The 22,458-nt window shown below is 42.7% G+C and carries 22 protein-coding genes; 21 read left to right on the forward strand and 1 reads right to left on the reverse strand.

Annotated elements, in window-relative coordinates; all coding sequences use genetic code 11:
* Window positions 1-55 precede the first annotated feature (55 nt).
* From rplS to AB4027_RS06225, 3 genes are all read left to right on the forward strand, one after another.
* Window positions 56-412, forward strand: a complete 357-nt coding sequence (rplS, locus tag AB4027_RS06215) for a 50S ribosomal protein L19 (RefSeq protein ID WP_091487548.1) — start codon at window positions 56-58, stop codon at window positions 410-412.
* A gap of 625 nt (window positions 413-1,037) precedes the next feature.
* Window positions 1,038-1,523 carry a hypothetical protein gene (locus AB4027_RS06220; protein ID WP_091487546.1) on the forward strand — a complete coding sequence of 162 codons (486 nt, stop codon included), beginning with the start codon at window positions 1,038-1,040 and terminating at the stop codon, window positions 1,521-1,523.
* Between the two features lie 18 nt (window positions 1,524-1,541).
* A complete protein-coding gene (locus AB4027_RS06225) occupies window positions 1,542-1,964 on the forward strand; it encodes an OsmC family protein (RefSeq protein WP_177165460.1) in 423 nt (140 codons plus the stop codon).
* 537 nt (window positions 1,965-2,501) lie between these two features.
* Here the strand turns inward: AB4027_RS06225 and AB4027_RS06230 are convergent.
* Entirely contained in the window at window positions 2,502-3,395 is an 894-nt protein-coding gene (locus AB4027_RS06230; protein ID WP_091487541.1) for an SDR family oxidoreductase, read from the reverse strand.
* 233 nt (window positions 3,396-3,628) lie between these two features.
* Between AB4027_RS06230 and AB4027_RS06235 the strand changes: the two genes are divergently transcribed.
* From AB4027_RS06235 to AB4027_RS06320, 18 genes are all read left to right on the forward strand, one after another.
* Complete coding sequence (locus tag AB4027_RS06235; protein WP_368644705.1) at window positions 3,629-4,054, forward strand: hypothetical protein; 426 nt, start codon at window positions 3,629-3,631, stop codon at window positions 4,052-4,054.
* A 101-nt stretch (window positions 4,055-4,155) separates the two neighbouring features.
* Window positions 4,156-4,869 (forward strand): SatD family protein, encoded by a 714-nt coding sequence (locus AB4027_RS06240; RefSeq protein ID WP_368644706.1) that lies wholly within the window; start codon window positions 4,156-4,158, stop codon window positions 4,867-4,869.
* Window positions 4,866-5,870: a hypothetical protein gene (locus tag AB4027_RS06245; RefSeq protein WP_368644707.1), complete on the forward strand. Its 1,005-nt coding sequence runs from the start codon at window positions 4,866-4,868 to the stop codon at window positions 5,868-5,870. The genes AB4027_RS06240 and AB4027_RS06245 overlap by 4 nt, the downstream gene beginning before the upstream one ends.
* Window positions 5,871-5,945: 75 nt before the next feature.
* Complete coding sequence (locus AB4027_RS06250; RefSeq protein ID WP_368644708.1) at window positions 5,946-7,133, forward strand: tetratricopeptide repeat protein; 1,188 nt, start codon at window positions 5,946-5,948, stop codon at window positions 7,131-7,133.
* 544 nt (window positions 7,134-7,677) lie between these two features.
* Window positions 7,678-10,569, forward strand: a complete 2,892-nt coding sequence (locus AB4027_RS06255; RefSeq protein ID WP_368644709.1) for an insulinase family protein — start codon at window positions 7,678-7,680, stop codon at window positions 10,567-10,569.
* Between the two features lie 201 nt (window positions 10,570-10,770).
* Window positions 10,771-11,070, forward strand: coding sequence for an MTH1187 family thiamine-binding protein (locus AB4027_RS06260; RefSeq protein ID WP_091487534.1), 300 nt, complete (start codon window positions 10,771-10,773; stop codon window positions 11,068-11,070).
* Between the two features lie 186 nt (window positions 11,071-11,256).
* Window positions 11,257-11,592 carry a hypothetical protein gene (locus AB4027_RS06265; protein WP_368644710.1) on the forward strand — a complete coding sequence of 112 codons (336 nt, stop codon included), beginning with the start codon at window positions 11,257-11,259 and terminating at the stop codon, window positions 11,590-11,592.
* A gap of 123 nt (window positions 11,593-11,715) precedes the next feature.
* Complete coding sequence (locus AB4027_RS06270) at window positions 11,716-12,615, forward strand: alpha/beta hydrolase (protein ID WP_091487531.1); 900 nt, start codon at window positions 11,716-11,718, stop codon at window positions 12,613-12,615.
* Between the two features lie 152 nt (window positions 12,616-12,767).
* Entirely contained in the window at window positions 12,768-13,325 is a 558-nt protein-coding gene (locus AB4027_RS06275; protein WP_368644711.1) for a hypothetical protein, read from the forward strand.
* Between the two features lie 212 nt (window positions 13,326-13,537).
* Window positions 13,538-13,975 (forward strand): hypothetical protein, encoded by a 438-nt coding sequence (locus AB4027_RS06280; RefSeq protein WP_368644712.1) that lies wholly within the window; start codon window positions 13,538-13,540, stop codon window positions 13,973-13,975.
* A 64-nt stretch (window positions 13,976-14,039) separates the two neighbouring features.
* A complete protein-coding gene (locus AB4027_RS06285; RefSeq protein ID WP_368644713.1) occupies window positions 14,040-15,629 on the forward strand; it encodes a hypothetical protein in 1,590 nt (529 codons plus the stop codon).
* A 166-nt stretch (window positions 15,630-15,795) separates the two neighbouring features.
* Window positions 15,796-16,650 (forward strand): Ltp family lipoprotein, encoded by an 855-nt coding sequence (locus AB4027_RS06290; protein ID WP_368644714.1) that lies wholly within the window; start codon window positions 15,796-15,798, stop codon window positions 16,648-16,650.
* Between the two features lie 205 nt (window positions 16,651-16,855).
* Complete coding sequence (locus AB4027_RS06295) at window positions 16,856-17,653, forward strand: Ltp family lipoprotein (protein WP_368644715.1); 798 nt, start codon at window positions 16,856-16,858, stop codon at window positions 17,651-17,653.
* A gap of 136 nt (window positions 17,654-17,789) precedes the next feature.
* On the forward strand, window positions 17,790-18,638 hold the full coding sequence (locus tag AB4027_RS06300; protein ID WP_091487522.1) for a patatin family protein: 849 nt from the start codon (window positions 17,790-17,792) through the stop codon (window positions 18,636-18,638).
* A 28-nt stretch (window positions 18,639-18,666) separates the two neighbouring features.
* A complete protein-coding gene (locus tag AB4027_RS06305; protein ID WP_368644716.1) occupies window positions 18,667-19,221 on the forward strand; it encodes a hypothetical protein in 555 nt (184 codons plus the stop codon).
* Between the two features lie 141 nt (window positions 19,222-19,362).
* Complete coding sequence (locus tag AB4027_RS06310) at window positions 19,363-20,040, forward strand: hypothetical protein (protein WP_368644717.1); 678 nt, start codon at window positions 19,363-19,365, stop codon at window positions 20,038-20,040.
* A 105-nt stretch (window positions 20,041-20,145) separates the two neighbouring features.
* A complete protein-coding gene (locus AB4027_RS06315; protein WP_368644718.1) occupies window positions 20,146-20,967 on the forward strand; it encodes a DNA adenine methylase in 822 nt (273 codons plus the stop codon).
* A gap of 12 nt (window positions 20,968-20,979) precedes the next feature.
* The gene (locus AB4027_RS06320; protein WP_368644719.1) at window positions 20,980-22,287 is read left to right on the forward strand and encodes a hypothetical protein; all 1,308 of its coding nucleotides are present in this window, start codon (window positions 20,980-20,982) and stop codon (window positions 22,285-22,287) included.
* The last annotated feature ends 171 nt before the right edge of the window (window positions 22,288-22,458 follow it).

The raw sequence follows: 22,458 nt of genomic DNA on the forward strand, positions 1-22,458 counted from the left end.
CAATATTCCGCTGGGACGTGCTCTTTATGAGTGTTGCGCGAGAGGAGATGTAAAGATGAATCAATTGATCGAAGATATCACAAAAGAACAATTACGTTCTGACTTACCGGACTTCCGTCCAGGAGACAACGTTACTGTTCATGCGCGTATTGTTGAGGGTGAACGTGAACGTATTCAGCTTTTTGAAGGCGTCGTAATCAGCCGTCGTGGTAAAGGTATCAGCGAAATGTACACTGTCCGTAAGATTTCTGGCGGTGTCGGCGTTGAACGTACTTTCCCAGTACATTCCCCACGTGTTGCAAAAATTGTTGTAACTCGTCAAGGTCGTGTACGTCGTGCGAAGCTATACTACCTACGTAACCTACGTGGTAAAGCAGCTCGTATTCCAGAACGCGTACGTAAAAACAAATAGTATGCTATTGAAACACCGGAACCTTTCGAGGATCCGGTGTTTTTCTGTTATCCGGAAAAAGAGGGCGGCAGAGCTAAGATAGACGACTGAGAGCGGGCTCTCAGTCACCCTATTTGAAAGACGGGTATAACAGTTAGTTAAATGAATAACGACTTTGAGTTGCCACTATCAGCCGATATAATAGTAGCTCGATTTGTTCTAATCCTTTAAGTTGCCATTATAAACTGTGATAACAGGAAGTCGATTCTAGTCTAGACAGCGAGTTCCCTTTATAAGAGGTTATAACAAGAAGTCAATTTACAAAATGAAGGTAAGCTACTACTATAAGAGGGTATAACGGTAACTCAACACTATTATTTAATCTGAATCTCTATTATCACGTAATATAATAGCATCTCGATGAGGTCCTGGCATTCGAGAAGCCATTAATAAGAAGGAATCGAAGAGCCCTCTTCGCTCACCCAATTTTAATAGAAACAGCCCGGTATAGCCCCCTAATATAGCATCATTAAAAAACCATGAGTCAATCCTTCAAGATGTCTATATTTAGTAAGCGTTTTATGATATAATAATTTTTGTGTGGAACACAGACACGCGAAACTATAATTATTGGAGGATTTATATAATGAGCAAAATTACAGATAATTTTAAGCACTTAGCGCAAGATAGAAAGATCCAATTCAAAACGAAAGATATCGAAACACCGATCCGTACACAAGACGGCGAACAAGTGAAACAGAAACAAATCGTTTTCCAGACGGCTTTGCGTATCCAAGATAAGAAAGCTGTCGCATGCGGCGTGATCATTCATGATTCAGAACAGCCTCGTGTAAACTATCAGATCACATACAACAAGATCGGTCAGGTTACAGACCGCAACAAAATGCCTGAAATCACAACAGCCTTGAACGAAATCAATGCCATGCGTTCCGGCTACTATCGTTTCGTTGTCTCAGGCGACGGTGAAATCGTTATGCGTCACCTAGGCATCACTGGTGAAGACGCTAGCCCTATGATGGACGTCTTTGTATACGGCGGACGTATTTTAAGAGCCTTATTACCACAACTTGAACAAATCGACGGTGTCGACGTTTCTCAAGTTAAATCCTAAGAAACGAAGGTGAGACAAGTGGCAGAGTATTTGTTTGAAGCAACCGTTCATAATGAGGATGGGGTCGATGGGACAGCTTATGTCGAAGGTGATGATAAGTTATCCGTCACAGTTTCCAGTCCGGTAAACTCTAAGCCGGGAACGAATCCGGAAGAGTTGTTCGGTCTGGCACTGACCACCTGTCTGAATGCGACAATCGAATCCCTGTTAAAGGCTCGCGGCCTGACGAACAGAAGTAAAGTCACGGCCAAGATCCAACTCAGACGCGAAGACAGCGGCGTGGGGTATTACTTCCAGGTTTATGTTTTTGCGGCGATCGAAGGGATGGAACTCGACCGTGCCGATGCGATCGTTCAGTCGGCAGACAAGCGATGTCCTGTTGCTAAACTGACACAGAATGCATCCACTATCACACTCAAAACGGTTCCTTATGAAAACTGAATAATACCGGACCCTATGAATTCTCTAATGAATTCACAGGGTCTTTTTTTAAATTTTTAATCATTCTTAATATAATTCAACTATACTATAAGCATCACAAAGAGAAAGCCGGGGAATACTTTGAAAACACATCTCTTGAACACTGGAGCCTTTGTACTAATCTTTATACATACTCTTATTTTTTACTTCTGGATGGTTGATTGGGAACATTTAGTTACTGTAAAGGGTATAATTTTCTGGATTCTGTCAACTGTCATGGGAATAATTGTTTGCCTCTTCTTTAGGCAGACCCAAGAAGCATCGAAGAAACAGCTGGTCAAAACACTTTTATTATCCACCACATCCTTAATGGTTGTACTCGCCACATTGTCTGTACTGATAGAGTTTACTGTGAGGTCTATGCCCTGAAAAAAAGTAAACACTTTATGGTTGAATCGTTGTTTTCAACTATATAAGGTTTAAGACTGTATAGGAAAAGACCTTTAAATCCTATTGACTTAAAGGTCTTTTCTTTTCTATTCTTAGCTAATATAAGGATTACAGGGCAATCGGCTTCCCACCAGTGATACCGTAGATTTGTCCATTCACATAGCTTCCTTCGTCTGATGCAAAGAAAACATAGAGGGGAGCCAGTTCGACCGGCTGAGCGGCTCGTCCAAGTGGTGTATTCTGACCGAAAGTCGGGATATCGCCAGGTAGTTTGCCATTGTCCAACTGAAGCGGCGTCCATACAGGGCCAGGTGCCACGCCATTCACACGAATACCTTTAGGGCCGAAGTACTCGGATAGCGTAACGGTAAAGTTACTGATCGATCCTTTCGTGGCCGCATAATCCAGCAGGCTCGTGCTCGGACTGAATGACTGGACAGACGTGGTCGTGATGATCGCACTTCCCGGTTCCAGATGTTTTTCGGCCGCTTTCACCGTTTCAAACATACTGATGATGTTGATTTTGAATGTATCATTGACCTGTTTCATGGATAAACTTTCCAGATCCGGCTGAGCGATCTGCTGCGCGGCATTCAGGACTAAAATATCCAGCAGGCCGAAAGCTTCCACAGTTTTCTCTACGATTTCTGTCGCGGCATGATCGTCACGCAGATCGTATGGGAGAAGCAGGGCTTTTCTTCCTTCCGCTTCAATGATCTCTTTGACATCGTTGGCATCTTTTTCTTCGCCAGGATAAAACTGTATGGCCACGTTGGCGCCTTCTCGGGCATAAGCGATCGCCGCCGCACGTCCGATACCGGAATCGCCACCTGTGATCAGGGCATTGCGTCCTTCCAGACGGTTGTGGCCTTTATAAGATTTTTCTCCTGAATCTGGTTGCGGGTCCATTTCGTTCTGCAGTGCGGGAGTATCTTGTTCTTGATCAGGAAACTTCTCATTGTAATACTTCGTACGCGGATCAGTTAATTTTCTCTCTGTCATTAACGTTCGACTCCTTTTATGATTTTATATCCATTTTAACCAATGGACAGTTAAAGTGTATCAATACCTCTTACATATTTCTATTAAAATGACTTGTTAAAGACATAGAAGCAATTTGTGATGTGGGATTAGGCAGCGGCCTAATCCAGACCTTATTAGATCTTATCGACCTGATTCTATTACTATGTGAGAGCAATACTCCGTTTATTAGCAGTGCTGAGGTTGCATTTGTTTTGAGCAAGCTCAATGATTCGCTCATTGGCATCACTCAAACTGTATCCTCCGTGGGCACGCTCAATGAGCCTCTCATTGGCAGTACTCAAACTGAATCCTCCGTAAGTACGTTCAATGGGCTTCTCATTGGCATCACTCAAGCTATATTCTCTGTGGGTGCGCTCAATGAGCCTCTCATTGGCAGTACTCAAACTGTATCCTCCATGGGTACGCTCAATGATCCTCTAATTGGCAGTACTCAAGCTATATTCTCTGTGGGTACGCTCAATGAGCTTCATATTAGCCGTGCTCAAGCTACGTTATCCGTGGGTGCGCTCAATGAGCCTCTCGTTGACATCACTCAAGCTGTATTCTACGTGAGTACGTCCTATTCTAGGAGGCGGGAAAGTTGTTATCCAAATAAGCGCTTGATATATAGTCGCTAGTTTAGTTTCCAACTATCTCAATAAACTAAAAATGGTTGAAACTTGAAAATCAACGATATATGGTTTATATTTAAGAAGTATATAGGAAAGGAGAGAACACGGTGGAAAACCAGTCAAAAATCGCTTTGATCGCCGACATCATTGCGTCAAAGAAGATGAAAGAACGGGCACAGACCCAGCAGATCCTTTCAGATATACTCGATAAAATGAATGAGGAATTCTCGGAACAGATCGAGTCTAAACTGACCATCACTTTAGGAGATGAATTCCAGTGCATCGTCAGCGAGATGGAAACGGCCTTTTTACTTATTGACCGCATCACACTGGAACTCCAGCTCATGACTATAGCGCAGCTGGATGAAGAGATATCGCTTCGGTGGGGGATCGGTATAGGGGAGCTCATCACGCCGATCAAGGATAAAGAAGTGAGCATCGGTGCAGACGGTCCGGCATACTGGCATGCGAGAGAAGCCATCGAATCCGTCCATGAAGATAACGACTACGGTCTGCTCAATGAAAAAATCAGGACAGAACACCCAGATGACCTCTTCTACAACAGTATCGTAAGGCTTCAGAGTGTCATCCGCAATCAGTGGACAGCCACGCAGAAAGAGACGGTCTATTATGTATTGAAAGCCGGTGGCTACGGGAATGTCAGTAATCAGCAGGTCACCGATACATTGAAAGAAGGCCTGGGTAAGTCCTTCAGTGCCCAGACCGTCAGCAAGCGCATCATCTCGACCCAGATCAAACAATACATCCAGTCACGCAAGCTCTTAGCCGAAAAGATCGAAGAGGGGAGAGTGGCAAAATGATCATTGAAACGCTGATCGCCCATGTCGTGAGTTACTTTTACTTTCAGCCGACACGTACGGGGGATCCAAAAGAAAAATACGCTGTGTCTCAATCGCTTCACTTTGTCTGCGGACTGCTCTTTACCAGTGTGATCATTTACGGTCTGCATGACGGCAGCGACGGTTTCACTTTGAAGTGGCTCGTGATCGTTTCGGGTTTACTTTTTGGGTATATCTTATTCGAAAATAAAATCAAAAACCCGCTGAACTTCTTTTTCACGAGTAACTTGAGCAGTGAACACGCGCTCCACATGTTTTATGTAAAAAACAGGTCCATCGTCCAGTTCGTTATCCAGCAGATGCTCTACCTGCTCTGGATTTTCATATTGAATGAATTAGTGACTGTGAGTGATGATCCATGGATTCTAGTGGGGATCGGGATAGTCTTCCTCCTTATTTTTATGGTCAGTCTTTATGCACTCAACAGGAAAGAATCCGGCAGCCACTACCCCTGGAACAGACTGCTCAAGCATGCGAGTACATACATCGTGTTGAGCGCGGTGACACTGATCCTTCTGCAGATCCTGTTGCAGGGGCTAGAGTTGCTCCAGCTTGCAACGTTTCCAGTCGGAGCGTTCGTCACACAGTCGCCGTATCGGATGCTCATTGCCTTAAGTTTCGTGCTGTTGTTGTTGATGAAACCGACAAACTTGGTCATCCGTGCGGTCAGTTCCAAGTATGACCCGAAAAAAGACGCGGCGCTGGCTTCACAGACGGAACAGGATTCAGGTTTCAAAGGAGCCGGTGCGATGATCGGGAACCTTGAACGCCTGCTGATTCTGCTGTCGTTTTTCTTTGGCAGCCTCTTGTCAGTGGTCGCGATCTTGTCCATCAAAGCCTTCGCCCGCTACAAGCTGATCGCCGAAGACCCGTATTTTTCTGAATACTTTGTTATCGGGACGATGTTAAGTGTCCTGATAACCTTCTCATGCTATGCCCTACTCGTTTTGCTGCTTGTTTGATTAAGTCTTTAAAGTATTGCAAGACCTGAAAACTTTTTACTATAATAAACCTAATACACCTAAGGAGCTGAACTAATGGCAAACGGTATGGAGCAATTTCAGAGAATGGTCCAGCAGTTCTTAAACGAACACGGTGATGAATTCGATTCGCCAATGGAGGCTGTGGACTACTTTACCCGAAAATATAATGAAGAAAACAGAGCTGGAGGGGATTTTACCCAGTCAGCAACTACCGAAACGCGTTCAATGGATAAACTGGATGAAGCAATGTCTACTGATTCATTCAAACGCAGTAGAAAGCTGCTCAAAGAAGCCGTTGAGCTCTGGCCCGAAAACTGGGACGCACAAAGTATGCTGATCGATTCGGATCCCGATATAGACATGTTCCAACTTGTGGACCACTATAAGTATCTGGAAAAAAGAGCACACAAAGACTGGCAGAAAAATACTGACAGAGTCGGCTACCGTAATGTTGAAGAACGTCCTTACTTGAGACTAAAAGGTAAACTGGCTTTTCTATTCATGGATATAGGTATGGTCGACCATGCCCTGGAGCATCTACTTGAATTATATAAAATAGATGAATCCGATGCTTTAGGTACGCGTTACAAAATCATGGCACTCTATGTACGCAAATTCGACTGGAAAAGTGCCTGGCGCTTTTATCAGAAAGCCGAGGGGGCTGACGAAGATGATCAGTTGCTGTTGCCCATCATTATTCTTGCTGTCCTAACAGACCGTCAAGATCTGGCCAAAAGCCTGCTGGAGAAACTGGTTGAAGTGAATCCGGAAATCGGCATGGTATTCATCGATGACATGTGGCCGATAGAAGAGTTGTATGATGACGAGATAACATCAGCACCATCTTTCCAGCCATTTTCCTATCAGAGCCTACTCATGGCTTTAAGAGATATTCTTTACGTCATCATCGAGAACGAATATCTCTTCAAATGGCTAAAGCGGGAAACCTTTAAGCTACTTCCTGAAGATCAGAAAAATGAAATAATGCATCAGCCTTTTTACGGTGAAATCGATCCCTACGGCTCGTTAGAACTGGGAAATTTCTTCGAATCTCTCAGTGAAGATTCATCCAATCCGCTTCGGGGGATAAAAATAGACCGTGTCCGCATCCTTTACCAGGCAGGACTGATAACGTTCGAAGATTTTGCAGAAGTGAGTGAGAAAGACGTTCTTGGCCTGGATGGTATCGGGCCAGTGACCATCAAAGAACTGAAAGCCAACGGTGTGGCGTTCAGAAAATAGGTTACTGCATTTTAAAAAGCCAATAAGGAACAACCCGCGCCTCTAGTGAGGAGCGGGTTGAACAATTTTGTAGAGAAGTGTTCAGTCGTAAGGGTACGTTGTCATGAGTACGACATTTAAAGCTCGAAAGTGTTCACTTGTGGATCAGCGATTCAGTGAGTGCGACATTTTAAGTACGAAAGTGTTCAGTCGCGGCCGAGTGCTTCGATGAGCGCGACATTTAGGGCGGGAAAATGTTCACTCATGAACAGTCATGACGTGGGTGATACATTTTGCCAACAAAAGTGTTCACTCACGTATACCCGAAGACTGAGCCAGCACTTCTCCACCAAACCTTTTCTCAGAGACACAAACAACGAGATTAAACGAACAAAATCCCTATGCGATGATGCTGAAACGAGGCACGCGCCTCGTTTCTTTCCTTATCCAAAGCTTTAAAGGGGAGAGATTGAAGGCTTTCAATCTCTTCCTCTAGTCAAAGCGGACTAAAATCGTGTACAATGGTCTTATATGAAAAAATAATGAGAATATGAAGGAGATACGTATGGTTTTTAAGAAAATCGAAACACAGAGCCTTCCAGATATCCATTCGGAGGGTCATTTATATGAGCACGAAGAAACAGGGGCGCAGGTCCTTTATTTAGAAAACGATGATACCAACAAGTCCTTTACGATCGGTTTCAGAACACCGCCGTACAACGACAACGGTATTGCACACATCTTGGAGCATTCGGTCCTCAACGGCTCAAAGAAATACCCGTCAAAAGAACCGTTCGTGGAACTGATCAAAGGGTCCTTGAACACTTTTGTCAACGCGATGACTTTCTCGGACAAAACCATTTATCCGGTCGCATCCACTAACGAAAAAGATTTCGGCCACCTGGTCGGCGTTTATTTAGACGCAGTCTTCCAGCCGAAACTCTATCAGGACCCGCAGATCCTGGCTCAGGAAGGCTGGCACTACCACTTGGAAAACGAAGACGATGAGCTGATCTACAAAGGCGTCGTTTACAATGAGATGAAAGGGGCGTCTGCTTCACCGGAGCGCCAGGTCTATGACCACGTGTCGAGCCAGCTGTATCCAGACACCACTTACAGCAAGAATTCAGGCGGCGATCCCAAAGCGATCCCGACACTGACCCAGGAAGAGTTCATTGCCTTCCATCAGCGCTACTATCACCCAAGCAATTCCTTAACGACCGTTTACGGCGACGTGAACATCACCGACGTTTTCGACCGTCTGGAAGAGTACTTCACGGGCATGGGCAGACATAGCGAAACAGTGGACTTGTCCATCGAACCCACGGAGCCTAAAGAAGCTGTCTATACGGATACGTATTCCATTACAGCCGGCGACGATCCGACCGGGAAAGACTACCTGGCCCTCGGCTGGCACGGCGCTTTGCCGGATGAAACACTGGACATCTTCGGCCTGGAAGTCCTGGACGAGATCCTTTTCGGGAACAACCAGTCACCGCTTAAGAAGGCTCTCCTTGACGCAGAGATCGGCGGTGATATCAACAGTGACGTCTCAGACATCGGCTATCCGACGGCTTTCCTGATCATGGCGAAGTACTCAAGCGCCGACAAGATGGCGAAGTTCAAAGAAGTGGTACAGGAGACACTTACTGACTTAGTCAAAAACGGCATCAGTAAAGATCTTATTCAGGCGGCTCTGAACAAGATCACTTTCCAGACACGGGAAGCAGCGATTTCGGAAGACAACCCGCGCGGCGTCATTTATGCCATCCAGTCACTGAACACCTGGCTGTATGACAAGGATCCGTTCGTGAACCTCCAGTTCAACCATTACCTGGAAGAACTGGCTAAAGTCGCAGAAGACGGCTACTTTGAAGAATTGATCCAGCGCAAACTGATCGATAACGACGTCTTCACGCAAGTCATTCTGAAAGCCGAGCCCGGAAAGAGTGACAAGCAGGAAGAGGAAACACTTAAAAAGCTCCAGGAATACAAAGCGAATATCTCAGAAGACGAGCGTCAGCGGATCATTAAAGAGACGCTTGCTTTGATCGAACGTCAGGAAACACCGGATAAGGCAGTAGACCTGGCCAAGATCCCGACGCTGAAGCGCGAAGACTTGACAACAGACGAGCAGGATTATCCGATCGATGAAGAAGTGTTCGGCGAAGACACCAGTTTCTACCATGCCGAGCAGTTTACGTCAGGCATCGACTATATCGACCTGTACTTCAACATCGAAGACTTTGAAGCAGACGAGTATGAACTCCTAGGCTACTTCAGCAACCTCCTAGGCAAACTGGCGACGGACAACTATGACGAAGCGGCCCTGCAGACAGAGATGGATACCCACACAGGCGGCATCTACGGCAATGTGTCTATTTATGAAGACGTTGACGGCAACATCAAGCCGTTCTTCAAAGTCAGCGGGAAAGCTTTGGCAGCTTCATTAGACGATCTGATCGGTCTGATGAAAGAAATCACGCTTTACACCCAGTTCGACAACAAAGCTGAACTGTTAAAAATCACGCAGCGTCTGATCTCGAACTTTGAGAACAAGATCAACTTCAGCTCACACGGCATCGTCGCAAACCGAGCTTTGAGCCAGGTGAAACCGACAGCCAAGCTGAGCGAACGCATCGGCGGAATCGACCAGTTCAATTATCTGAAAACCGTCCGCGATGAACTGAAAAAGGATGCCACTGAGCTGACGGACAGTCTCGCGCAGCTCCTCAATAAACTGATGAACAAGCGCCGCTTGAACGTCTTGTATACGGGTGAAGCAAACCGCAAGAACACGGTCAAGGACGCGCTGAAAACAGCCTTTGAATCCCTACCGAATGAAGACCTCGGTGACAAAGTCACGTATCAGCCAGGTCCGAAGCAAAACGAAGCCTACGTCACAGCTCAGGACGTGAACTACGTGGGGCTTGGCAGTGATGCCAAAGGGACGCTCGACTATTCAGGCACGTCGCAAGTCCTGTCGACCGCTTTCCGCTTCGATTACCTGTGGAACGCGATCCGCGTCAAAGGCGGGGCATACGGCTCTCTATACCGTCATACACGTAACGGCAGCGTGGCACTTGGTTCTTACCGCGATCCAAATATCAAAAAAACGCTGGACGTCTATAAAGGCATCCCGGACTTCGTTAAAGGTCTGGAACTGCCTGAGTCGGAACTATTGAAATACATCATCGGTTCACTCAGCCCGCTGGAGCAGCCGAAATCTGCCCACAGCAAAGGACTCACTGCTTTCAACCGACTGCAGCGCGACATCAAAAAAGAGGATATCGTTCAGCTGAAAGAAGAGATATTGGCGACCGATTCAGACAAACTGTCAGCCCTGCATGACGACTTCAGAACAGTTATCGACTCAGGCTCTGTGGTGGTCATCGGCAACAAGGCGCAGATCGAAAACGAAAAAGAGCTGTTCGACAAAGTGTACGACCTTTACTGATCCGATCGATCCGATCGATCAGGACCAAATCAGAATAAAATCAGGATCAGACTAGCAGCCATCACACGCTACTGGTCTGGTTTTTACTCTCAATAGCTATCCTTTGCATCTCCAAAAAGCCACGCTGTATACTGAGCATATAGATCACTGAGGAAGAAATAGTTTATCACTATGACTATAACTAAGGAGGAGGGATAAAACATGAATACACTTGTTGCCGTTTCTATCGTGCCCATCGGAACAGAGGAAGCTCTTGCCCCGCATGTGTCGAAGTCGATCAAGATCATCAGAGACTCCGGCCTGCCCAATAAAACGACCTCGATGTTTACAGAAATCGAAGGCCCCTGGGATGAGGTAATGAAAGTGGTCAAAGACGCTGTGATGGTCCTGGCTGATGAAGGGATCCGCACGGAAGTCGTTCTGAAAGGCGATATTCGTCCTGGACGTGAGAACGCCATGGAAGAAAAAGTCCAGGAGATCGAAGATATGCTTGGTCAATAAACCAATAGAGAACTCAAAAAGGTGTCCGCTCCAGACTATAGGAGCGGACACCTTTTTTTGCACAGAAACATCTGTTCGCCATTTGCCATTTTTCTCATTTAGTCGAGTACGCATTGAAAATGCCTTCATTAATCCATATAATGAATAAAGATATACTAAAGAATATAGCCATTCAGGAGGGATGACATGAAAAAAAAACGCGCGGTGATTGTCCTGCTGCTTCTCTGTTCTATCTTGTTCCTGACCCAGCCGGATAAGGACGATATCTATGACTGGCTGGCCAGTGAACAGGGCATCACGCAAAAAGATGACTCGAACGAAGCAATCGCCTTTGGCTTATTCAAAAAAGACGGGAAACAGATCCAGGAGATGTTCAGTCACTACAGGAATACGGGTCTCTTTGCGAGCGAGGAAAAAGTTTTTCAGGATGAAAACGGCGAGTCATTCACCATCCGAGTCTTTGGTATTGCCGGCCAGCTTATACAGATGGAAGACGGATTCTTATGGGACTGGCTGAACTGATTAACCCGATCGAATAGAAGCAATAACTGGACTAATTACATACTCGTTTTTATAAGAGCCTGATTCACTGAGGCTTTTATAAAAACGTACATAAACTAACTAACAGAATGGAGACGGTTACACATGATCGACAGTTACGAAAATATGCCAAAATCGAACGCTCACCCAGAAGGAATGCAGACAGTCCAAGGCGACAAGCAAAATATCCGGGCGCGCATATTACCCGAAGACCATATTTACCAGCGCAAAAACGGCCGGAACCTGCGTATCCGACTGGTCTATCCGGAAGGCTACGAACTCGAGGGGCCTTATCCAATCCTAGTACATATCCAAGGGTCTGGCTGGTTCCAGCAGGATCTGAATAACATTATCACAGACCTCATGCCGATCGTTAAGCGCGGGTTCGTGTTGGCGGTGGTGGAGTATCTGCCAATACCTGATGCCAGTTTCCCGAGTCATATCCATGACGCTAAAACGGCTGTCCGTTATCTGAATGCGCACGCCGATGAACTTCAGCTCGATATGGAAAATCTCTTCCTATCCGGCGACTCGAGCGGCGGACACACCGCCGTAATGACATGGGCGACCTGGCAGACAGACATGCTGGACAACTCGACCGAACCGCTTCCAGATATCAAGGCCTGTATCGATATATACGGCGTCACTGATTTTGAGGCCATTGTGAATCAGCCATCCGCGACGGATCACGCCAAGCCGACGAGCCCGCCGAACCTGCTGCTCACAGAATTCATCAGAGGGAACGATGACGCACACGTCAAGCAGGCGTCCGTCCAGTATTACTTGGAGAAAAACAAACCGACTATTCCGCTTTTGATCCTCCACGGCAATAAAGACACCGTGGTTCCTTTCGAGCAAAGCGTCCTGCTCTATGAAGTCTGCCTTGAATATGACTTAAAAGCAGAGTTTTTCTGCGTGGACGAAGCCGATCACGGCGGAAGCATCTTTTATACCGATGAAGTCGTTGGAATCATCAGAGATTTTCTGATCAAGCATATTAAATAGGCGGCATCGATGTTAGCTTATTGACAAACAAATCATCCTCGAGACACCTATAGCTATCACAAGTGTTAAAGCCTGAACTTACTAAAGAAGCGTGTTAAACTGAATCTAGTAAGGTTTTAAAAGGGATCAATCATATAAGGAGGATGTTCAGTATGGCAAAAAGATACGTTGCAGACATTAAACCGGTGAACGCAGAGGCGATCGGTACGTCCGTTACGGGCAAGGCAGAACTTATTGAAGAAGACGATACCTTGAAAATCAAAATCGAAGCTAAGGGGACGCCACCAAACATGATGCATTGGAGCCACTTCCATGGGTTCTTAGATGGGAAGAAGGGGCGCGTGCCTGGAAAAGAGGCTGATTTAAATGGTGACGGGTTTATTGACTTGCCCGAAGTCTATAAAGTAGCGGGCCAGACCATGGTCCCGTTTGACAACGCCCCTCAAGATATCAATGTGCCACATGATAATTATCCACATTCTGATGCAGACGGGAACTGGAATTATGAGTTTGAGGTGCCTATAGTTCCATTGAAAGCCAAATTTATAGAGAAATTTGGCTCAGAAGATCTGCAGTTAGAATCCCGAACGATTATCATTCATGGCGTACCAGAGTCTCTGGACCTCCCAGATACAGTTGAAGGCACCGTAAAAGAGTATGGTCCGCATACGACCCTTCCAATCGGCGTGGGCGAGATCGAGAAAGCTTAAGTATCCTTTGATTAGTGATAACATATAAAAGGAATGCAGCGAAAATTATTTTCATATCGCTAGTGACAGAACGTCTTTCTGATCACGGCTGATCATCTCAGCCGGATCTGGAGGGCGTTTTTTATATTTAAATCACATATTGATTAATGTCAAAAGACGTTTATACTTAGGTAAGGTAGTGTTTCGTTCTGCATGGGAAGGAAGAGGACAAAATGGGACTGTTTTATTTCGCCCTGGTCGCGGGTGGCGTCACTTTGTTTTTAAGTGATAAAGAAGAAGTGGATAAATTATTCACTGCTATCGATACGTATAGAAAACAGTTTAGATTCGCCACATTTATCTATGTTGGACTCTTTGGGATGTTCATGGTGCCCTTCGATTTTATCGATTTTTCGATGATCTTGAGATATGCCGTCTTTTATTTTATTGTCGGCGTCATCCTGTATGGACTCTACAAGAATCAGCCACTGAAAGTACTGAAGATCGTCACTCTGCTGCATCTGCTGGGAGTAGCGGGACGCATCGCACTTGAATGGATGGAGTGGACACCGGTAAAACTGTTCAACATCGGTATCTATGCAGCGGTCATCCCGTTATATCTCTACATCATCCAGCTCGTCCTCACCTTGAAACGCTTTGCCAGCAACTGAACACTACCCAGAAATCACTTGTTTATCCATTAGTGGATGAACGATACAGAAAAAGGAAGGTTTTATGAAAACAACCAAGAAACGTTTAGCTTTATATCTCACTCTATTTATCCTTACGTTAGTTGTATTTTACATATATACACCAGCGCTCAATATCCACTCGCAGGAATTCAGGTTTTACATCCTGCTGTTTACTGTGGCAGTCATCGGTATCGAGGTGTCTATAGACGGCCAAGGTTTCTATCTGAAAAAGATGAAGTATGGCGCATTGGCCTTGCCGATCCTGGCTGTCATCGTCATTGCGGTCGGTAACCTAGTGAACGGCGTCATGTTCCGGGCAACGGACTATGCTGAGTTGATCGAAGTGGAAGAGAAGAGCTTCCAGGAAGATTTCCCGGCCATGGACGAATCGTCTATCCCCTTGATGGATAAAGACACCGCTCAGCGCTTAGGCGACCGACGCATCGGTTCGATCAGTGAACTGGTGTCGCAATTTGTGCCGGCTGAAACCTACACACAGATCAATATCGATAACGATCCGTATCGTGTAACGCCGCTGCAGTACGCAAGTTTCATCCGCTGGCTTAATAACCGCAGCGAAGGGATCCCTAATTACCTGAAAGTCGATATGGTGACGGGGGAAGTCGAAGTGGAAGACCTGGACGAGAACATCAAGTATTCGGATTCAGAATATTTGAACCGCAATGTGAAACGTCACTTGCGCTTCAAACACCCGACCAAACTCTTTGAAGATCCGTCTTTTGAAGTCGATAATGAAGGACACCCGCATTACATCGCAACGACATATGAAAATATTTTCTGGTTCAAGCAGCTCGAACCGACCGGTCTGATCGTCTTGGATGCCGTGACAGGCGAAACAGAAGAGTATACCCTGGATACGATGCCGACTTGGGTCGACCGTGTATATTCATCCAATCTGATCCTGCAGCAGCTGAACTATAGAGGTCAGTACAGCGGCGGCTTCTTTAATGCACTCTTTGGCAAGCGCGGCGTCACGCAAACAACAGAAGGGTATAACTATATCCCGATGAATGATGATGTCTATCTTTACACAGGTGTGACCTCAGTTAATAACGATGCTTCGAATATCGGTTTCTATCTGGTCAATATGCGTACCAAAGCAGCCGAGTTTTATCCCGTCACATCGGCGGATGAATTTTCAGCCATGGATTCTGCCGAGGGGTCACTTCAGCAGATGCGCTTTGAATCGACCTTCCCGCTGCTGATCAGCCTAAACGAACGCCCGTATTACATTTCATCACTGAAAGATGATTCCGGCCTTGTCCGTTCATATGCCCTGGTCGATGCACAGGATTATCAGAAAGTCATCACCAGCGAAACCGTGGACGGTTTGATCACTCAGCTGAACGGCGAAACACTCACTGATTCAGAGGATGCTGAAGAAGATATCGTCGAGGTGGTCGATGAAAACCTAAGCGAAGTCAGCGGCCAAGTGGAGAACATCTCCCAAGCTGTCGTTTCCGGCAACACCATCTACTACTTCATGATCGACGGCAGTATCTATAAAGCCGACATCACCTTACACGATGCCTTGCCTTTCGTAGAAGAAGGTCAAGTCATCGAAGGAGAAGCCAACGCAGACAACGAATTTAAAATGATCATATTAGATTAAACGTCAGACCCTGTTCCTTATCACGTGTTATCAACGCGATGGGAACAGGGTCTTTCTTATCAGTAAACTTTTCACTGAAACGACACAAAATCGTCTGTCAAACACTTATGAATAGTGTAGAATAATGCCTATATTGAATAAAGTAATAAGCCGAGGAGAAATGACGATGTCAAGAAATACGCCACGAAAAACACGCAGCAATCAAATGAAAAAGAAGAAACCCTTCTATAAAAAATGGTGGGTGTGGCTGATCGCAGCACTTATTGGAATCGGCGCTGCCGGCGCAGGATTGGGAGGCTCAGATAATGTTCAGCCTGAAGACACCGAGCCTGAACTCGTCGAAAAAACCGATACAGAACCTGCTGTAGAAGAAGCTGAACCAGCAGAAGAAACGGAAACAGAAGACAGTACTCAAGAGGAAACAGAGGAAGTCGCTGAAGAAGTCACAGAAGAAGAGCCACAGGAAACCGTTGAGGATGAGGGCACTGACACTGAAGTGGTAGTTGAAGAAGACACACAAGAAGCGGACACTGAAACAGAGGAAGCTGCTGAAAACGACAGTGCGGCAGTGACGGAAGAAGCTCAAACTGAGGTCTCACTTGAACAGGAAGCCGCCTTGCTTAAAGCACGTGACTATTTAAATTACTCGCCATACCCTAAATTTGCTTTATATGATCAGCTGGTATTTGAAGGATATTCGGATGATGCTGCTCTTTATGCCGTCGAAAATATAGAGGCCGACTGGAACCAGCAGGCACTGAAACAGGCAGAAGATTACCTGATGTACACCTCTTTTTCAGAAGACAGTTTATACGACCAGCTCATTTATGACGAATATACCGAAGAACAGGCCAAGTATGCTATCTCGAATATCGAAGCAGACTGGAACAAACATGCTCTGAAGCAAGCCCAGGACTACCTGGATTATTCCATTTACACGGACAGTGAACTCTACGACCAGCTCATCTTTGAAGGTTTCACTCCTGAACAGGCCCAGTACGCCATGGATAATATAGAATAAGACTGTAAACCCATGTTGAATTTTCAGCATGGGTTCTTTCTTTATAAAGGACCACTCTAGTGTCAACTTATTAAAACGTGAAAATCTTTTGAGGCTCTTACTTCAGTTTGCACAGAATAAAGTTTTAGAAAACCTTTACATAATCACTAGTTATAAATCTATTTTAGTGTTAATATATATACAAATAAATGAAGGAGGAATCATTTTGTCCAAGAAAAAGTTTTACGATGCAGAGGGAAAACAAGTTAAAGCAAAGAAAGTAAAACCTTTTTATAAAAGATGGTGGTTTATTGCCATAGTGGTGATATTTATGTTCAATGTTTTTTCATCCATGGGTGAGGGGGATGAAGATGTTGCAGAAGAGGCGGCAACAGAGGAAGTCGCAGAGAGTGAAGAAACGGAAGCAGCGGAAGAGGATATAGATGAAGTTATTGAAGAGGAAACGGAAGAAGAGGCTGAAGTAGAAGAAGTTGTTGAAGAAGAACCGGAAGAAGAAGCTGAAGTGGAAGAAGTTGTCGAAGAGGAACCAGAGAAAGTGGATAATGATATTCCGACTGAACATAAATCAGCTCTAAATAAAGCTGAATCTTATTCCAGCTTAATGAACATGTCGAAGCAAGGACTATATGATCAATTAACTTCTGAATATGGAGATCAGTTCTCCGCAGAGGCAGCACAATATGCTATTGATACCATAGAAGCTGATTATAATGCGAATGCTCTTGCTAAAGCAGAATCATATAGTGACACTATGCACATGTCTAAGAAAGGCATAATGGAACAATTAACTTCTGAATATGGCGAACAATTCACTGAAGAAGAAGCGAATTTTGCTGTGGAGAATCTTGTAACGGATTATAAAGAGAATGCATTAAAGAAAGCAGAAAGTTATCAGGAAACCATGGACATGTCTCCTGAAGCAATCAGAGATCAGTTAACATCCGAATACGGTGAACAGTTTACTCAAGAAGAAGCAGATTATGCTATTGATAACTTAAACTAAAGTATTGTAAACCCATGTTGGATTTTCAGCATGGGTTCTTTCTTTGTAAACACTAAAAATGGTATAGTTAAGAGGAACAGTTTTTGTGTAGTTGACTATATAACTATTTATGAATGACGAATGAAAAGGTGAGAACATGAGTACAGGAATGGTTTTAGAAGGCGGAGGGATGCGCGGTCTCTATACGGCAGGTGTGCTGGACACGTTATTGGATGAAGAGATCCATATCGACGGTATGCTGACGGTATCTGCAGGTGCGCTCTTTGGCATCAACTTTGCGTCCAGACAGAAAGGCCGAGCCCTACGCTACAATAAAACGTACATAAGAGACAAGCGCTACATCAGCATGAGAAGCTGGTTGAAAACAGGCGATATGGTGAATAAAGAGTTTGCTTACTATACGGTCCCATTTTCACTGGATGTCTTTGATGAAGCTGCTTTCAAACGATCGGGGATCGCTTTCTATGCCACAGTTACCAATATGGAAACGGGTCACCCTGAATATATCCATATAACGGAACCCTTCAAACAGATGGAGGCTTTACGTGCATCCGGATCCATGCCCTTTGTCTCCAGACCCATCGAGCACAAAGGAACGAAGTATCTGGACGGCGGTGTCAGTGACAGTATCCCGCTGGAAAAAGCAGAGGCTTTGGGTTATGAGAAAAACATTGTCATTTTGACACGGCCACTCGATTACAGAAAGACGAAGCCCAATGACTTTATCATCGACCGCTGGTACAAAAAGTATCCGGCTTTCAAAGAAGCACTGAAAAACAGATATAAAAATTACAACGCGACGATCGAAAAAATCATTGAAGATGAGAAACAAGGAAAAACGTTCGTCATCCGACCGTCTATGACTGTCCCGATCAAGCGGCTGGAGCGCGATCCGGATAAACTGCAGTCCATGTATGACCTGGGAGTCAAAGATGCCACAACACGCATACAAGAGCTAAAATGCTACTTAGAGAATGACCACTAGAAACTTTATGAGAGGAAAAGGAAGCGGGATGACATTAATAGAAATATTAGATGAAAGACCCTGGGCTCGAGAATACCTCTATTTTGATCCAGATTTGAATGAAACCGGGGTCGTGTATCCAGCCAACTTAGAGAAATTCGAAATTTTCCTTGATGCCATGGAAGAAGTGCGCACGAACAGCAAGGAGCTCCTGACACGGTACAAACTCCCGGACTATAAAGATGTCATCGAACTTTTAGCTGTCTTCAAAGTAACCACACGGAGAGGACCGGCGACACTCGAGCAGCAGGAACTATTCTTTGATATGCTGAGTGCCCACATTAAAAGTGAAAAAGACAAAGGCAGAACGCTTGAAGACATCTTTGAAGACAAAGATGCTATCGCTCTGGCACGCCTGTACCAGGTCAGTGACCCAGAATGGGCTGAGAAGTACATGACCTGGATATTATTTGAATTAGGAGCCATCAGCAAAGAAAAAGGCCCTGACGTTTTTGGTGCAAATAAGAGTGCCTTCCAGACCTACGACTTCTTGAAAGAAGCTTCTGACGGAAAATGGCGTCCGCAGATGGATTTTTCAGAATAAAAATTAATTAAATAGGTTTTTTCATACTATGATTCATTATTACAAATTACACAAATAAAAAAAGTGATAAAAAATTTATTTTAACAGTTTATATAATATAGACCGTAATTATTTTTTTATTCTTTATTTAGGAGTGAGTAAATGAAAACTGCTTTTTCATTAAATGATGTATATCGATTATATTTAGATAAAAGAAACTTAAAGCTCTCTCGGACTAAATTGAATCAAACACTGGAAGAATTGGAGATGAGTAACCTATTAATTATAAAAGGGTCCGATCTCATATATATATTAACCGAAGAATATGTTAACTTTCAATGCCGAATTCAGAATAAAAATTTATATAAATGGATAGAACCAGTTAAAATAGACAGTTTGTCACTTGATGATTATTATATCATTAATTCTAGTGTATGCTTTGAGCCTGTTCTTTTAACTGAACATATCAAGCAAACAGAAACTGATCCTATAAAAATAGATATCGAAATAATAGATGAGTACTTTAAAGGAGAACGTCTGATTATCTCAACAGAAGATCAGGGAGAAATACTTTTTGATATATATAAGTATCTAGACTTTAACGATTACTTTTCTATTGTTACTAATGAAAGCTTCTATCATTGCTACGAAAGGTTAAGTACTTATGATATTAATTTAGATGAACAATTCATAGAAGTTACGTTCAATAATAGAGATTTCTATAAAAACATTAATGAACTTAGTGATTCTTCTAGTTTAATAAATTTTATAAATGAGATATTTTATAAATCAAACTTTAAAAATATCAAAGTTTTAATTATAAGAGGAAGTAGTAATTAATACTATTGAATACTACTTCTACGATAATTGAATTTCTAGTATGCATAAATATTATGGACACTAAGAAATCTTAATGATAAAATAGATTAGATAAGGAGAGATAGTATGAATGAAATACAACCAGTAGTTAAATGGGCTGGAGGGAAGAGGCAACTTCTTCCTGAGTTAATTAAAAGAGCCCCAACCAACTTTGAAGAATATTACGAGCCATTCCTAGGTGGAGGGGCTATGTTTTTTGAATTAAAACCTAATATTGCATATTTAAATGATGTTAATAGTGAATTAATAACTACTTACAAGGTTATTCAAAACAATGTAGAGGAACTAATTGAAGAATTAAAACAACATAAAAACGAAAAAGAATACTTTTATAGTATTCGAGAAGTTGATAGGACTGGAGCGATTGAACAATGGAGTAATGTCCAGAGAGCTTCACGATTTTTATTTTTAAATAAGACATGTTATAACGGGCTATATCGAGTGAACCGAAAAGGACAGTTTAATACCCCCTTTGGACGTTACAAGAATCCTAAAATTTTAAATGAACCTTTATTAAGAACACTAAATAAATACTTCAATAATAATGAGATACATTTCACATCACAAGATTATAAAGATGCGTTATCTAAAGTAAATAAAGGAGATTTTGTATACTTAGATCCTCCTTATGTTCCGTTAAATGCAACATCTTATTTTACGAGTTATACAGATGTTGGTTTTGATTTGAAAGATCAAGAGGAGTTAAAAGAAATATGTGATTATATAACAATTAAAGGTGCTAAGTTTATGCATAGTAATTCCAATACTCCGATTATTACCGACTTATATAAGGATTACAATATTGATATCGTTCAAGCGAATAGAGCCATTAATAGTAACAGTAAAGGTAGAGGTGCTGTGGAAGAAGTCATAATAACAAACTACTAAAAGGAGATTTATATGTCTAAAAATAGAAACAGTACAAGAATAATTGATAAGAATTGGAAACTTCTATTTGATAAATACGATATATTAAATCAAATAGACATGCATGGTTTCTTTATCATCACATCGAGTCAAATCAATGAATTTAAAGAAGCTCGTCTGATGACAAAATTCGATTATATTGATTCTCTACCTGATCTGTTTTATGACAATAAAATTTCCATATTACCCACTAGACGAGGTGAATATATTATAGGTCCATTCGAAGCATATCAAACTATTGATAAAAATTTTGGAGATACTTATGAATACATTCAATTTCCTCAATGGATTAAAACTTTGGATTACGAAAATATAACATCTGAATCAACAATGATCAATGCTGCTACAGTGAGTGGTATGCTTAACAAGTTAACAAATACTGAAAAAGCAATTCAAACAGTTAGTGGCAGAATGACTACAGGGACGTTCGATTTTAAAATTAAAAATACTAAATTCAATTCTGAATATCACCAAATATCAGTCAAAAATAGTCAATTAGAAATTGATGGAAGTATAGAAACAGAAAAAGCATTTTATATAATTGAAGCAAAAAATAATATAACTGATAACTTTTTGATACGTCAATTGTATTATCCCTATCGTCGATGGAAAAACATTATAGATAAACCAGTTATACCAGTCTACCTGCAATACAGAGATGGAGTTTATAATTTTTCTATTTTTGAGTTTGATAATTTTGAAGAATACAGTTCAATATATTTAAAAGAAAGAAGGAATTTTATTCTAGTGAATCAGATAGATATATTAGATGATGGTGATATAGAAAGAGCATTGAAGTCTTCAAATTTAGAAAAAGAGCCAGAGGGTATTCCTTTCCCTCAAGCAGATGATTTTATTAAAGTTAAAGATATTATGGCTTATATCGAAGATAATGATGAAATTACCAATGATGGAGTTAGTATCATGTTTGGTGTTCATTCCAGACAGGCGGCTTATTACTTAAATGCAGGATACTACTTAAACTTATTTCGATTTAATGATAGAACAGCTACTTTAACTGAAAGAGGCAAAGAAATTGCTAGACTAACTAAAAGAGAACAAAAGATTGAATTGCTTTCTCAACTTGCTAAATATAAATCCTTTAGAGTGTTAATCGAGCATCGACTACGGACTGGAAGAAAGTCTACTCCTACTGAAAGCGAATATCTTTTAAAGCCTTTTTTAAAAGAAAAATACTCTCCCTACACAATAAGAAGACGTAGTCGAACAATAGCCTCATGGATTGAACAGTTAATTAATTCAAATCAAACATTATCTTAAGCGATCTTTCATTAAACTATTTTTGTTAAGATTCTATCCTATGAACAACCTAAAAAGTATCACAATAATATATAATGAGAACTGCCGTAAAATGGCAGTTTTTTATTTTTCGTTTGGAAAGGATTCCAATCATAATCATATGTATGATATGATTAAAATATGTATATTCTT

It is taken from the genome of Alkalibacterium putridalgicola, from assembly GCF_040959045.1.
Lineage (GTDB): Bacteria > Bacillota > Bacilli > Lactobacillales > Carnobacteriaceae_A > Alkalibacterium > Alkalibacterium putridalgicola.

Excerpts from the sequence above, each read along its gene's own strand:
- AB4027_RS06220 (WP_091487546.1), top strand. The coding sequence starts at position 1,038 with ATGAGCAAAATTACAGATAATTTTAAGCACTTAGCGCAAGATAGAAAG.
- AB4027_RS06300 (WP_091487522.1), top strand. The coding sequence starts at position 17,790 with ATGAGTACAGGAATGGTTTTAGAAGGCGGAGGGATGCGCGGTCTCTAT.
- AB4027_RS06305 (WP_368644716.1), top strand. The coding sequence starts at position 18,667 with ATGACATTAATAGAAATATTAGATGAAAGACCCTGGGCTCGAGAATAC.
- AB4027_RS06280 (WP_368644712.1), top strand. The coding sequence starts at position 13,538 with ATGGGACTGTTTTATTTCGCCCTGGTCGCGGGTGGCGTCACTTTGTTT.
- AB4027_RS06230 (WP_091487541.1), bottom strand. The coding sequence starts at position 3,395 with ATGACAGAGAGAAAATTAACTGATCCGCGTACGAAGTATTACAATGAG.
- AB4027_RS06310 (WP_368644717.1), top strand. The coding sequence starts at position 19,363 with ATGAAAACTGCTTTTTCATTAAATGATGTATATCGATTATATTTAGAT.
- AB4027_RS06285 (WP_368644713.1), top strand. The coding sequence starts at position 14,040 with ATGAAAACAACCAAGAAACGTTTAGCTTTATATCTCACTCTATTTATC.
- AB4027_RS06315 (WP_368644718.1), top strand. The coding sequence starts at position 20,146 with ATGAATGAAATACAACCAGTAGTTAAATGGGCTGGAGGGAAGAGGCAA.
- AB4027_RS06250 (WP_368644708.1), top strand. The coding sequence starts at position 5,946 with ATGGCAAACGGTATGGAGCAATTTCAGAGAATGGTCCAGCAGTTCTTA.
- AB4027_RS06265 (WP_368644710.1), top strand. The coding sequence starts at position 11,257 with ATGAAAAAAAAACGCGCGGTGATTGTCCTGCTGCTTCTCTGTTCTATC.
- AB4027_RS06245 (WP_368644707.1), top strand. The coding sequence starts at position 4,866 with ATGATCATTGAAACGCTGATCGCCCATGTCGTGAGTTACTTTTACTTT.
- AB4027_RS06270 (WP_091487531.1), top strand. The coding sequence starts at position 11,716 with ATGATCGACAGTTACGAAAATATGCCAAAATCGAACGCTCACCCAGAA.
- AB4027_RS06275 (WP_368644711.1), top strand. The coding sequence starts at position 12,768 with ATGGCAAAAAGATACGTTGCAGACATTAAACCGGTGAACGCAGAGGCG.
- AB4027_RS06255 (WP_368644709.1), top strand. The coding sequence starts at position 7,678 with ATGGTTTTTAAGAAAATCGAAACACAGAGCCTTCCAGATATCCATTCG.
- AB4027_RS06320 (WP_368644719.1), top strand. The coding sequence starts at position 20,980 with ATGTCTAAAAATAGAAACAGTACAAGAATAATTGATAAGAATTGGAAA.
- AB4027_RS06290 (WP_368644714.1), top strand. The coding sequence starts at position 15,796 with ATGTCAAGAAATACGCCACGAAAAACACGCAGCAATCAAATGAAAAAG.
- rplS (WP_091487548.1), top strand. The coding sequence starts at position 56 with ATGAATCAATTGATCGAAGATATCACAAAAGAACAATTACGTTCTGAC.
- AB4027_RS06260 (WP_091487534.1), top strand. The coding sequence starts at position 10,771 with ATGAATACACTTGTTGCCGTTTCTATCGTGCCCATCGGAACAGAGGAA.